Source organism: Streptococcus parasanguinis, assembly GCF_040908565.1.
GTDB classification, from domain to species: domain Bacteria; phylum Bacillota; class Bacilli; order Lactobacillales; family Streptococcaceae; genus Streptococcus; species Streptococcus parasanguinis_AC.
In genome coordinates, this window is record NZ_JBDGEA010000006.1 from 79,030 (window position 1) to 91,806 (window position 12,777).

Below are 12,777 nucleotides of genomic sequence, written 5' to 3' on the forward strand. Positions count from 1 at the left end.
TGAATAGACTGTAAATTGTTAGAAAGGGAATATTATGCAACATGTTTTTATTATCGGAAGTCGTGGGCTTCCGGCTCAATATGGCGGTTTTGAGACTTTTGTGGACCAATTGGTCTCCCATCAAGTGTCTTCAGATATCCAGTACCATGTTGCCTGCCTTTCTAATGATCAAGCCTATCATCATTTTGACTATAAGGGTGTCGATTGTTTTACGATTAAAGCACCGAAGCTTGGGCCTGCACGGGTCATTGCCTATGATATGATGGCCATCAACTATGCCTTGAAGGTTATCAAGAAGCAGGGAATTGAAAAACCTATTTTTTATGTTTTGGGAAATACGATTGGGGCCTTCGTAGCACCCTTTGCGCGTAAGATTCATAAGATGGGTGGAAAATTCTATATCAATCCAGATGGACTGGAGTGGAAACGGGCCAAGTGGGCCAAACCGATCCAAGCCTATCTCAAGTATTCTGAAAAGATCATGACACGTCATGCGGATTTGGTGATTTCTGACAACCCAGGAATCGAGTCCTATATCAAAGAAGCCTATCCTTGGTCCAAGACGACCTATATTGCTTATGGGACAGACTTGTCTCCGACCAGCCTGACCAGTCAGGATAGGAAGGTCAGAGAACTCTATCAGAAGTGGCAGACACAAGAGAAAAACTATTACTTGATTTTGGGTCGCTTTGTCCCAGAAAATAATTATGAGACTGCCATTCGTGAATTTATGACCTCTTCAACCAAGCGGGATTTGGTTATCATTTGTAACCACGAAGGCAATCCCTATTTTGAAGAGCTTCGAGCTCGAACGGGCTTTGATCAGGACCCACGTGTAAAATTTGTAGGAACGGTCTATGATCAAGACCTGTTGAAGTATATCCGTAAAGAAGCCTTCGCCTATATTCATGGTCATGAAGTGGGAGGAACCAATCCAGGTCTCCTAGAGGCTCTCGCTCAGACGGATCTGAATTTGGTTCTAGGTGTTTCCTTTAACCAAACGGTCGCAAAGGACACAGCCCAATATTGGACCAAAGAAACTGGGAACTTGGCGCATTTGATCAACCAGGTCGATTCTTTAGAAGATGTATCTGAATGGGGTCAATTAGCTAAAACAAATATGAAGCATAACTTTACCTGGGAAAAAATTGTAGGTGAGTACGAGGAATTATTCTTATCATGAAAGTAAATATCTTGTTGTCCACCTATAATGGTGAACAGTATCTAAAAGAGCAGGTCAAAAGTATCCAAGACCAGACCTATCAGGATTGGCAACTCTTGATCCGGGATGATGGGTCAAGAGATGGTACGGTAGAGATTATTCAAGAGCTAGTAGCTCAGGATGAGCGCATTCGCTTTATCAATCAAGGTGCTATCGAAAATCTTGGTGTCATCAAGAGCTTCCATGCGCTTCTGAAATATGAAAAGGCTGATATTTATTGCTTCAGTGACCAAGACGATGTCTGGCTTCCTGAAAAGATTGCCCTACAAGTGGAAGAAGCAGAGAAACATCTGCAAGAAGAGCCTTTGCTGGTCTACACAGATTTAAAAGTGGTTGATGAAAACTTGAATGTGCAGCACGAAAGTATGATTCGCACCCAGTCTGATCATGCCAATACAGAACTGATTCAAGAGCTGACGGAAAATACGGTAACTGGTGGGGTAGCCATGATTAACCATGCCCTGGCGGAATTATGGACAGGTCAAGAAAATCATGCACTCCTTATGCATGATTGGTATTTGGCCTTATTAGCAACTGCCTTTGGAAAGCTCATCTATATCGATCAGCCGACAGAATTGTACCGTCAGCACAGTAGCAATGTTCTGGGGGCTCGTACCCTTAGAAAACGGGTCAAAAACTGGGTTCGCCCTCATATTCTTTTTGCTAAATATTGGAATCTCATTGAGTCCAGTCAAGAACAAGCAAAAAATCTATTGGATCTGCCTGTCAGTTCCCAAACTAAAGAAATCATTGAAAACTTTGTTACCATTATGGATGTTCCGCTAAAAGAACGTTTGAGACGGATTCGTCAGTACGGTTATCGGAAGAACCGGGCTTTTCACACCTTTGTGTTTACCAGCCTAATTCTGACAAAGTTTGCATATCGAGGTAAGAAATAATGTTTGACGTTTTTAGTCAGAAAAATCGAATTTTATTACGAGAATTAATCAAAACGGACTTTAAATTACGCTACCAAGGATCAGCGATTGGTTATCTTTGGTCGATTTTAAAGCCCCTGATGACCTTTACGATCATGTATATTGTCTTCATCCGATTCTTACGCTTGGGTGGAGATGTACCCCATTTCCCAGTTGCCCTCTTGTTGGCCAATGTAATCTGGGGCTTCTTCTCAGAAGCAACCTCCATGGGGATGGTGTCGATTGTTAGTCGAGGCGACCTGTTGCGAAAATTGAACTTCTCCAAACATATCATTGTCTTGTCTGCGATTTCAGGAGCAGCCATCAACTTTGTCATTAACCTTGTTGTGGTCTTGATTTTTTCATTCTTTAATGGGGTGACATTTTCTTGGACAGCCTTGATGGTCATTCCGCTATTCTTTGAGTTATTCTTGATGGCGACAGGATGTGCATTGATCTTAGCGACATTTTTTGTCCGTTTCCGCGATCTTGGACAAGTCTGGGAAGTACTCTTGCAAGCAGGCTTGTATGCGACGCCAATTATCTACCCGATTACCTTTATTGCAGACCGCAATCCATGGGCTGCGAAGTTGGTCATGATGAATCCTTTGGCTCAAATTATTCAAGACATGCGTTACTTCTTGATCGATAAGGCCAATACACCTGTCTGGCTTTTAGTGGAGAATAAGTTCTTGGTATTGATTCCTTATGTCTTGCCAATTCTTATTTTTGTCGCTGGCTTTGCTTACTTTAATAAACATGCTAAGAAATTTGCGGAGATTCTCTAATGACAGATAAACAAATTGCAGTAAAAGTAGACCATGTCAGCAAGTACTTTAAGTTGCCAACAGAAGCAACCAATAGTCTTCGGACAGCTATGGTTAATCGCTTCAAAGGGATCAAAGGCTACAAAGAACAACACGTTCTCAAGGATATTTCTTTTGAAGTTGAAAAGGGAGACTTTTTTGGGATCTTAGGTCGAAATGGTTCTGGGAAATCAACCCTCTTGAAAATCATTTCTGAAATCTATGTGCCAGAAAAAGGTACCGTCACTATTGATGGGAAACTGGTGTCCTTTATCGAGCTTGGAGTGGGCTTTAACCCAGAACTGACAGGTCGAGAAAATGTCTATATGAACGGGGCCATGCTTGGCTTCTCAACAGCTGAAATTGATGCCATGTACGATGATATCGTAGACTTTGCCGAGTTGCATGAATTCATGAACCAAAAACTCAAAAACTACTCTTCAGGGATGCAGGTTCGTCTGGCCTTTTCGGTTGCCATTAAGGCCCAAGGGGATATCTTGATTTTGGACGAGGTCCTTGCAGTAGGAGACGAAGCCTTCCAGCGCAAGTGTAACGATTACTTCCAAGAACGCAAGAAATCAGGGAAAACCACGATTCTGGTTACCCATGATATGGGGGCCGTCAAGAAATATTGTAACAAGGCTGTTTTGATTGAAAATGGTTTGGTGAAAGCTTTAGGAGCCCCGGAAGACGTAGCAAATCAGTATAGTGTTGATAATGCGACTACAAGTAAACATCCTGAGAAAACTGACGATATTAAGGATCATATTAGTGTAGTAAAAAATCTAAAAGTCAAAATGATTTCGGATCAAGTTATCCATCAGAACGATATGGTAGAATTTGAAGTTTCTTATGATTTAGAAGAAGATATAGTTACTTACTTAGTTTTCTCTATGACAGATATTGATAGAAATATTTGGATTTATAATGACAATACTTATGATTTTCCAACAACATCAAAGGGACACAAGATTTTTCGATATAAATGTAGTTTAAATGCAATAAATAATTTAAAATTAAAATTACAGGTCACTATTTTAGGAGAATCACGTGAAATGTTAGCTTTTGCAACAGAAGCTAACGCACCTCTAATTGTAATGAATCGAACGGATATAACAAATGATGATTTTTCAGCTATGGACTCTTCTTCTGGATTAATTCAGAGAAATGGGAAGTGGGATATTATTGAATAGGTGATTATTATGAAGGATTCAGTGGTAACAATAGTTTGTACAAGTTACAATTATAGTCAATATATTTCAATGGCTCTAGATAGTTTTTTGTGCCAAGAAACAGATTTTCCATATGATATTCTAGTTGTTGATGATTGCTCAACAGATAATTCAAGGGAGATATTATTAGATTACAGGGATCGATACCCAGATAAAATTTCTCTTGTATTTAATGATCGGAACAAAGGATTAACTAGAACTTGGATTGATATTTGTGATCAGGTAACAGCGAAGTATATTGCAAGATGTGACGCAGACGATTTTTGGATTGATTCAAAAAAATTACAAAAACAATTTGATTTATTAGAATCAAGTGAAAACTCTAAGTGGTGTAATACAGAATTTAATATTGTAGATGAAGAAAATAAGACTATCTACGAAAATGTTTTTAAAAATGGTCCTATTGCATATGCAAATACTTATAGTAAGATGTTAGCCACGAAAGGTATGACGTTACCTTCGTCATGGATGATTGAAACTGAATTGATGCAAAAAGTAAATCACATGATAGCACCGGATTCTGTTGATGATGGTTTTCCGATGCAGTTGGAATTCTTTCATTTGACAGAACTTACTTTTATTGAAGATGCAACTGTTGCGTATAGAATGTCAAGTAATTCAGATTCAAGACCGGTAGATCCTGTCAAAATGAAATATAGGATTGATGGTTTGTTAAAAACACAATTAGAGTATCTAAATAAGTACCCTGAACAGAGCATTCTAGACATTGCAAAAATACAAGCCGAGCATGATGCAAAACAAGAATGGCGGATTTTTGAAATGGGAAACTTAATCAATCATCTTCAAAAAGATTTAGAGATTTCAATAAATAAACTGGATGAATTGTCTCAAAACGTACAAGAATTGACTCAAAAAAATGAAAAATTATCTCATGAATACAATTCCGTCATCCATTCTCGCCGTTGGACCATTCCAACAAAGATTTTGAAATTCTTAAGAATAAGGAAATAATATGCAACGTTTACTTTTATATGTTCACTACAATAAGTTCAATTTTATTAGTGGACATGTACTCTATCAATTAGAAAAGATTCGCCCCTTGTATTCACGGGTGGTCTTTATCTCCAATAGTCAACTACCAGAAGATGTGCAGTCTAATTTAGTAGCACAGCATCTGGTAGACGATATTCTAGAGCGCCAAAATAGTGGCTTTGACTTTGCGGCTTGGCGGGATGGAATGAAGACAGTCGGCTTTGATCAACTGGCTCATTTTGATTCGGTTACCCTCATGAATGATACCTGCTTTGGACCTCTTTGGGATCTAGAACCAATTTATCAGCAGTTCGAACAGGATAATGAAGTGGATTTCTGGGGAATGACCAATTACCGGAAAGACAAGGATTTTAACGAGCATATTCAGAGTTATTATCTTAGCTTTAAAAAACAGGTTATTGAATCAAGTACTTTCCATGAATTTTGGCAGGGAGTTCAAGACTTTACCAATGTTCAGGATGTGATCGATAACTACGAAACCAAGGTCACAACGAACTTCTTGGATGCAGGTTTTCACTATAAGACGGTCTTTGATACCATTCATGAAGACACCACAGGGATGCTTTATCCAGACTTTTCTTACTATAATCCTACAGCGATTCTCAATCATAAGGTTCCTTTCATCAAAGTCAAAACCATTGCAAACAATGAAGGGATTATGCCTTATATTTTTGATGAATTGGAGCGTGTATCGGACTATCCATTGGATTTGATTCTTAACCACATGTCTATGATTGACCGTCCGGACTATCCTTATCTCTTATCCCGTAAGTATTTGAAGGATCAAGACTTAGGAGACACATTTGATAAAAAAGTAGCGGTTCATCTCCATGTCTTTTATGTGGATCTTTTAGAAGAGTTTCTAGATGCTTTCCAAGCTTTTCATTTTGCTTATGACTTATGGATTACGACAGATGTAGAAGAGAAGAAGCAGGCTATTGAGCAAATTCTTTCTGATCGGGCACAAGATGCGACGGTTGTGGTGACTGGAAACATTGGTCGGGATGTGTTACCAATGTTGCTCCTAAAAGAGCAACTCTCCCAATATGATTATGTTGGACATTTCCATACCAAGAAATCCAAAGAAGCAGATTTCTGGGCAGGTGAATCTTGGCGTAAAGAATTGATCGAGATGTTGGTCAAACCGGCTGATCAAATCCTGGCCAATATGGAAGCCAATACAAAAGTCGGAATCACTATCGCAGATATTCCAACTTTCTTCCGTTACAATCGAATAGTGGTTGCCTGGAATGAGGCTCTTATTTCACCAGAGATGAACAAGCTCTGGGAACGGATGGGAGCGACCAAGACGATTGACTTCAAAAATCTCAATACCTTTGTTATGAGTTATGGAACCTTTGTTTGGTTTAAATACGATGCTTTGAAACCACTCTTTGTTTTAAATTTGACAGCAGCAGATGTTCCAGCCGAACCTTTACCTCAAAATTCGATATTGCATGCGATCGAACGTTTGTTGATCTACATTGCTTGGGACCAAAAATATGACTTTAGGATCTCTCAAAACCCACATGTTCTGACACCATTTATTGATAATAAGCAATTGAACAATCGTGAAGATCTCCAACCCCATACCTTTGTAGACTTTAATCAAATTGGGGGGATCAAAGGAGCCTTGAAGTATATCGTGATCGGTCCTGCAAGAGCTGTGAAATATATACTAAAAAGAATGATAAAGAAAGTGAAATAATGAAACGGAAAAAAGAGTTTAATTTTAAAGAATTTATCCTCTCAGCATTATCGAAAGTCTCAAGAACACAGTGGTATTATGGGGTTACTTTCGTTCTATTTTCTTTTTTTAATTTTTACCTAGCTCAGAATAATCTTGCAGTACATAATAAAGCAACGGGGACTGTCCTACAATATGTCAATTTTTTAGGAATTCTATTTGGAATTAGTTTCTTGCTATTAATTCCAATATTATCCCAGTTCAATTTTAAAAAATGGTTTCCTTTAAAGCTGATTGTCAGTTATTTGGTCTACAATACCCTTTCTTATTTGACAGAAATCACGATTTATTTGAATAATCCAAAATACAAGGTTTGGAATTTTGATCAGAATCCATTCTTTAGAACGGATTCCTTCCTTGTCATTTTCCTTCTGTTTGCTTCTACAGGTGGTTTGGTTCTATTGCGACAGCATTATGATAAGCTACCAAGTCGGAAAAAAGGAGGAGAAGAGATTGGCGAGAACTATCAGTATCTGGTCTTGTCGCAACTCTTGATCACCTTTATCGTAACAGACAAAAATTTTTCGACCCTGATTTACAGGACAGATAATTTTTTGTATAAGGCCTTTGAAATTGGCAAATACTCAGCTCAGCAATTTTGGTTAACCAACGAATTCTTATACTTTCTATTTCCGTTGATTTCCTTGCTTGGATTCTTGTATACCAAAGGGCAACGAGATTTCGTCAAGAACAAACCGAGTTTCTCTTTAGTGTTCTTCTCTAGTACTACTATTGCAATTGTATTGAATTATTTTATTCAATTCAGTTTAGGTCGAACGGAACCCTTCTTAGGTGTTTATTACACGATTCCAGATGCCATCTTATTTCAAATTCTCATTTTGACAGCGGTCCTCATCTTTGTTTATATTTGTATTAATCAATATTGGATTGCTACCTGTCTCATTTCCATTGTTTCAATTGCTTTTGTAATTGCAAACTCCATCAAGTTTGGAATGAGGAATGAGCCGGTTTTACCGAGTGATCTAACTTGGTTGACCAAACCAATGACCCTTCTGAGCTTTGTGGACAAAGCGCAAATATTCTACATCCTTTTATTGGTGGTCTTTCTGGTTTGTCTACTAGTTGTTGGGAAAAAGTACCTGTTCAAGGGAAGAATTATTTCTTCATGGAAAATGCAAATTGGAGCTATTGTATTAATGCTCTTATGTTTTAAGAGTGTCAATGGGATATTCAGTGATAAAGAAAATGGGAAGATCAAGGCTAATGTACCAATTATTAGTACATTAAATAATTATCAGGATATTAATTGGTTAGGAAATACGACCAATGCTCGTTATAAAGGATTGTCCTATGTTTGGATGAATCAATTGACAACAGAAGTTATTCCAAAACCAGATGGTTATTCCAAAGAACGTCTCGAGAAAATAGCTCAAAAATATACCAACTTGTCGAATGCGATCAATAAGGAGAGAAGTAACTACTTAAACGATCAAACGGTTATCTATATTCTGAGTGAGAGTTTTTCTGATCCTAGAAAAGTTGAAGGTGTTGAGGTCACCCAGAATCCTATCCCCAATATTGAAGCTATTATGAGTAATCATACGAGCGGGCAAATGCATTCGGATGGTTATGGGGGTGGAACAGCAAACATGGAGTTTCAGACACTTACCAGCTTACCGTTCTATAATATCTCACCAACTGTCTCGGTTCTGTATACAGAAGTATTCCCGAAAATACATGATGTTCCTTCTATAAGTAATGTGTATGCTCATAAAAATAAAATTGCAGTTCATTTAGCTGGGGGCTCAAATTATTCGAGAGATATTGTTTATTCAAGATTAAATTTTAAAGACTTTATTACAATCAATACAAAAGGTATCAACATTAGGAAAGAAGGAATTAGTCCGAGTGATGAATCAACTTATAATATTGTTTTAGATAACTTAAGTGACAAATCCGGACAGTTCTTCTCAGTTATGACGATGCAGAACCACACACCATGGTTAGAAGCAAACCCAGAAACCTTGGATGCCAAAGGTAAAGGTTTTAGTGATGAAGAAAATTCAAAACTGACTTTCTACAGTCGTTTACTTTCACAAACCGACACCGCTACCCAATCCTTCCTTGAAAGTCTTTCTAAAATAGATAAGAAGATTACAGTGGTGTTTTATGGAGATCACTTGCCTGGTCTCTATCCGGAGTCGGCCTTTAAGAACAACCCGGAAGGTCAGTATCAGACAGACTACTTTATTTGGAGTAATTTTGATGCACCGAAATTGAATTATCCTTTGGTCAATTCAAGTGATTTCTCTGCTATGGTCTTTGAACAGACCAATTCAAAAGTTTCGCCTTACTATGCTTTGTTGACGGAAGTATTGAAAAAAGCAAGTGTCGATAAAAAGGCCTTGGAAGGGGAAGCACAAGAGATTGCAGAGGATTTGAAAATGGTTGAATACGACCTGATTAGTGGGAAAGGGTACCTTTCTAAAGACTTCTTTAAAGTCCCAACCAACAAATCCAATTAAAAGGAGAGCAAGCAGGTAAAAATCTTTGTGATTTTGGCTGTCTGGCTCCCTTTTTTTTGTATTTTATGCTAAACTATTAGATGGGGGTACGCTCATGATTAAGATATTTGGAAAGGTCCATTATCATTGGCAACCGGACTTATCTATTCTTGTGACTTATTGGTCCATTGCAGTGATTCCGGTCTTTATTGGACTGGCTTTGATGTATGAGAGTTCTAGTGTGCCAACGCTAGTTTTGTTTTCATTCTTTTTATTTATGGTCTTGCTCGCGATTGGGGTCCATCGGTACTTCACGATTTATGAGGATGGGATCTTGAGGATTATTACAGCTAATCCTTTTACTCCAATCAGGGTGAAGATTGACTCGATTGAAAAGGTCGAAGTAAATAAGAAGTCGATCAAACTCATTTTTAATGATGGTTCGCGCAGTCGGACTTTCTGCATGCGCAAATGGCCGAAAAAATACTTTATCAATGCACTTGCCTTAAATTCATCTTTCAAAGGTGAAGTGGTCTTGACGGACAACTTCATCCATGTGGATTATTACGAGATGTATTATGCAGATAAATAAAAAAGCCCTCTTAATCTTTTAAGAGAGCATGAGTGGGGCATTCTTTAATAGCCTCGAGAACATCGTTTGTGACAGGAACTTCCTTTTCAAGGAGGTCGTCGTCTTCAGCAGCAAATTTAACGATGCCATTGTCATGGTAATCAAATATTTCAGAATAGGTCTGACAGAGACCGCAAGCGATGCAACGATCTGGAATTAACGTAACTTTCATACTTCTATTGTAATGATTTTTACGAGAAAAAACAAGGAGGAAGTCATGGCAAAAGAACCATGGGAAGAAGATATTTACGATGATGGAGAAGAAACATTGAAAAGAACGAGCAAGTTAAGTGGAATAAAGGCAGATCGTCTGTTGACGATTTTAGCCATTATTTTCTTTGTAGTAGTAGTGGCAATGGTCTGCTTGTTGATTTTCCTTTCAACAGGTGGCAGCAATAAATCAAAACAAATGTCTGGTTTCTACAATGGAGAGACTAAGGTTGAACAGAAATCATCAGCCCCTGCAGCACAGACGGACCAAGCGGCTACTGAAGATAGTTCAAAAGATGAGAACTCTGAAGAAGGCACGATCACTGTTCAAGCAGGTGAAGGGGAAGCAGCGATTGCTGCACGTGCAGGTATTTCCATTGCCCAATTGGAACAGTTAAATCCATCTCACATGTCTACAGGATCTTGGTATGCCAATCCTGGTGATGTCGTTAAGATTCAGTAGGAGTTGAGGACAGCATGAAACAAATTCAAATTGCCATTGATGGACCGGCTTCTAGTGGAAAATCCACAGTCGCAAAGATCATTGCCAAGGATCTAGACTATACGTATCTAGACACGGGAGCTATGTATCGTGCAGCGACTTACCTAGCTTTGCAAAATAATCTGACAGCTGAACAGGTTGATGACCTCTTAGCCCTTTTAGATCAGTATCCAATTAGTTTCGGTCGTTCAGAAGAAGGAGAGCAGCTTGTCTTTGTAGCAGACGTGGATATTACCCACCCAATTCGCGATAACCAAGTGACCAACAATGTTTCATGGGTTGCAGCGCTTGCGCCAGTCCGTGAAAAACTTGTCGCTCTACAGCAAGAAATTGCAGCAGAGGGGGGCATCGTCATGGATGGTCGTGATATTGGGACGGTTGTCTTACAAAATGCAGAATTGAAGATTTTCCTAGTGGCTTCTGTAGAAGAACGTGCAGAACGTCGCTACAAGGAAAATGTTGAAAAGGGCATCACAGCGGATCTTGAATTGTTAAAAAAAGAAATCGCCGAACGTGACTATAAGGACAGCCACCGTGCTGTGTCTCCTTTGAAACCTGCAGCAGATGCCATTCATTTTGACACAACGGGTGTTGGAATTGCAGACGTTGTGGACTTTATTGAAGAAAAAGCAAAAAAACTTCTTGACAAAGAATAAAAAACTTGATATCATATAAAAGTTGAGAAAAGCAGAAGTGAGAACTTCTCGCCTTGTGACGCAAGTTGCCTGGCCCCTACGGATCAAGTTTCAGTAATGAAATACATCATGTAGTTCGGGCCTGTATTGCAGGTCCGTTCTTTGTTTTTCTCGAATAATAAAAAAGAGGTGAAAACCATAGCAAAGCAAGACTTATTCATCAATGATGAAATTCGTGTACGTGAAGTTCGCTTAATCGGTCTTGAAGGTGAGCAATTGGGTATCAAACCACTTAGCGAAGCGCAAGCACTTGCGGACGACGCTAATGTTGACTTGGTTCTCATTCAACCTCAAGCTAAACCTCCTGTTGCAAAAATTATGGACTACGGTAAGTTCAAATTTGAGTACCAGAAGAAACAAAAAGAACAACGCAAAAAACAAAGCGTTGTGACCGTGAAAGAAGTTCGTTTGAGCCCAGTTATCGACAAGGGCGATTTCGATACAAAACTTCGCAATGCTCGCAAGTTCCTTGAAAAAGGGAACAAAGTGAAGGTTTCCATTCGCTTTAAGGGTCGGATGATCACCCATAAAGAGATTGGGGCAAAAGTTTTAGCCGATTTCGCTGAAGCAACTCAAGATATTGCTATCATCGAACAACGTGCTAAAATGGATGGTCGTCAAATGTTCATGCAGTTGGCACCAGCAACTGACAAGAAATAATCTGTCAGAAAGTTAAAAAAAGGAGAAAATATCATGCCAAAACAAAAAACACACCGCGCATCAGCTAAACGTTTCAAACGTACAGGTTCTGGTGGACTTAAACGTTTCCGTGCTTACACTTCTCACCGTTTCCACGGAAAAACTAAGAAACAACGTCGTCATCTTCGTAAAGCATCTATGGTGCATTCAGGAGATTTCAAACGTATCAAAGCAATGCTTACTCGCTTGAAATAATCGCGTATTCGTAAGTAAAGAATTCTAGGAAATATTGGAGGAAATATAAATGGCACGTGTTAAAGGTGGCGTTGTATCACGCAAACGTCGTAAACGTATTCTTAAATTAGCTAAAGGTTACTATGGAGCTAAACATATCTTGTTCCGTACTGCAAAAGAACAAGTAATGAACTCTTACTACTATGCATACCGTGACCGTCGTCAAAAGAAACGTGACTTCCGTAAATTGTGGATCACACGTATCAATGCGGCAGCTCGTTTGAACGGACTTTCATACTCACAATTGATGCATGGTTTGAAATTGGCTGAGATCGAAGTAAACCGTAAAATGCTTGCTGACTTGGCTGTTAATGATGCAGCAGCTTTCACAGCTCTTGCAGACGCAGCGAAAGCAAAACTTGGTAAATAATGTTTATGAGGCTGAGAAGATTTTCTCAGTCTT

Annotated in this window: 14 protein-coding genes and 1 other annotated feature; of the genes, 13 read left to right on the top strand and 1 reads right to left on the bottom strand. The window is 38.9% G+C overall.

The genetic code is table 11. From position 1 onward, the window contains the following. Window positions 1-34 precede the first annotated feature (34 nt). The 8 genes from cps2T to AB5Y61_RS04515 all read left to right on the top strand — a co-directional run bounded on the left by cps2T (window position 35) and on the right by AB5Y61_RS04515 (window position 9,995). Entirely contained in the window at window positions 35-1,183 is a 1,149-nt protein-coding gene (gene cps2T, locus AB5Y61_RS04480; RefSeq protein WP_368403303.1) for a beta 1-4 rhamnosyltransferase Cps2T, read from the top strand. Continuing rightward, window positions 1,180-2,121, top strand: a complete 942-nt coding sequence (locus AB5Y61_RS04485) for a glycosyltransferase family 2 protein (protein ID WP_368403304.1) — start codon at window positions 1,180-1,182, stop codon at window positions 2,119-2,121. Before cps2T ends, AB5Y61_RS04485 begins: the two co-directional genes overlap by 4 nt. Continuing rightward, on the top strand, window positions 2,121-2,927 hold the full coding sequence (locus tag AB5Y61_RS04490; RefSeq protein ID WP_003003247.1) for an ABC transporter permease: 807 nt from the start codon (window positions 2,121-2,123) through the stop codon (window positions 2,925-2,927). The genes AB5Y61_RS04485 and AB5Y61_RS04490 overlap by 1 nt, the downstream gene beginning before the upstream one ends. Then, window positions 2,927-4,138 carry an ABC transporter ATP-binding protein gene (locus AB5Y61_RS04495; protein WP_368403305.1) on the top strand — a complete coding sequence of 404 codons (1,212 nt, stop codon included), beginning with the start codon at window positions 2,927-2,929 and terminating at the stop codon, window positions 4,136-4,138. The genes AB5Y61_RS04490 and AB5Y61_RS04495 overlap by 1 nt, the downstream gene beginning before the upstream one ends. A gap of 9 nt (window positions 4,139-4,147) precedes the next feature. Continuing rightward, entirely contained in the window at window positions 4,148-5,149 is a 1,002-nt protein-coding gene (locus tag AB5Y61_RS04500; RefSeq protein WP_070465697.1) for a glycosyltransferase, read from the top strand. A 1-nt stretch (window position 5,150) separates the two neighbouring features. Next, on the top strand, window positions 5,151-6,899 hold the full coding sequence (locus AB5Y61_RS04505; protein WP_368403306.1) for a rhamnan synthesis F family protein: 1,749 nt from the start codon (window positions 5,151-5,153) through the stop codon (window positions 6,897-6,899). After that, window positions 6,899-9,424 (top strand): LTA synthase family protein, encoded by a 2,526-nt coding sequence (locus AB5Y61_RS04510; protein WP_368403307.1) that lies wholly within the window; start codon window positions 6,899-6,901, stop codon window positions 9,422-9,424. Before AB5Y61_RS04505 ends, AB5Y61_RS04510 begins: the two co-directional genes overlap by 1 nt. A gap of 94 nt (window positions 9,425-9,518) precedes the next feature. After that, window positions 9,519-9,995 (top strand): EbsA family protein, encoded by a 477-nt coding sequence (locus AB5Y61_RS04515; protein WP_045759302.1) that lies wholly within the window; start codon window positions 9,519-9,521, stop codon window positions 9,993-9,995. A 10-nt stretch (window positions 9,996-10,005) separates the two neighbouring features. Here AB5Y61_RS04515 and AB5Y61_RS04520 read toward each other — a convergent pair whose 3' ends face one another. Beyond that, a complete protein-coding gene (locus AB5Y61_RS04520) occupies window positions 10,006-10,206 on the bottom strand; it encodes a ferredoxin (RefSeq protein ID WP_045759303.1) in 201 nt (66 codons plus the stop codon). 45 nt (window positions 10,207-10,251) lie between these two features. On the opposite strand from AB5Y61_RS04520, the gene AB5Y61_RS04525 reads away from it, so the two are divergent. The 5 genes from AB5Y61_RS04525 (at window position 10,252) to rplT (ending at window position 12,744) form a co-directional block, all read left to right on the top strand. Beyond that, window positions 10,252-10,707, top strand: a complete 456-nt coding sequence (locus AB5Y61_RS04525; protein ID WP_368403308.1) for an SAG1386/EF1546 family surface-associated protein — start codon at window positions 10,252-10,254, stop codon at window positions 10,705-10,707. A gap of 14 nt (window positions 10,708-10,721) precedes the next feature. After that, on the top strand, window positions 10,722-11,402 hold the full coding sequence (cmk, locus tag AB5Y61_RS04530) for a (d)CMP kinase (protein WP_368403309.1): 681 nt from the start codon (window positions 10,722-10,724) through the stop codon (window positions 11,400-11,402). A 23-nt stretch (window positions 11,403-11,425) separates the two neighbouring features. After that, window positions 11,426-11,554 (top strand) — a sequence feature (ribosomal protein L20 leader region). Between the two features lie 16 nt (window positions 11,555-11,570). Then, the gene (gene infC, locus AB5Y61_RS04535) at window positions 11,571-12,101 is read left to right on the top strand and encodes a translation initiation factor IF-3 (protein ID WP_031574167.1); all 531 of its coding nucleotides are present in this window, start codon (window positions 11,571-11,573) and stop codon (window positions 12,099-12,101) included. A gap of 33 nt (window positions 12,102-12,134) precedes the next feature. Next, window positions 12,135-12,335 (top strand): 50S ribosomal protein L35, encoded by a 201-nt coding sequence (gene rpmI, locus AB5Y61_RS04540; RefSeq protein ID WP_001125942.1) that lies wholly within the window; start codon window positions 12,135-12,137, stop codon window positions 12,333-12,335. 49 nt (window positions 12,336-12,384) lie between these two features. Further along, a complete protein-coding gene (rplT, locus tag AB5Y61_RS04545) occupies window positions 12,385-12,744 on the top strand; it encodes a 50S ribosomal protein L20 (RefSeq protein WP_000124830.1) in 360 nt (119 codons plus the stop codon). The last annotated feature ends 33 nt before the right edge of the window (window positions 12,745-12,777 follow it).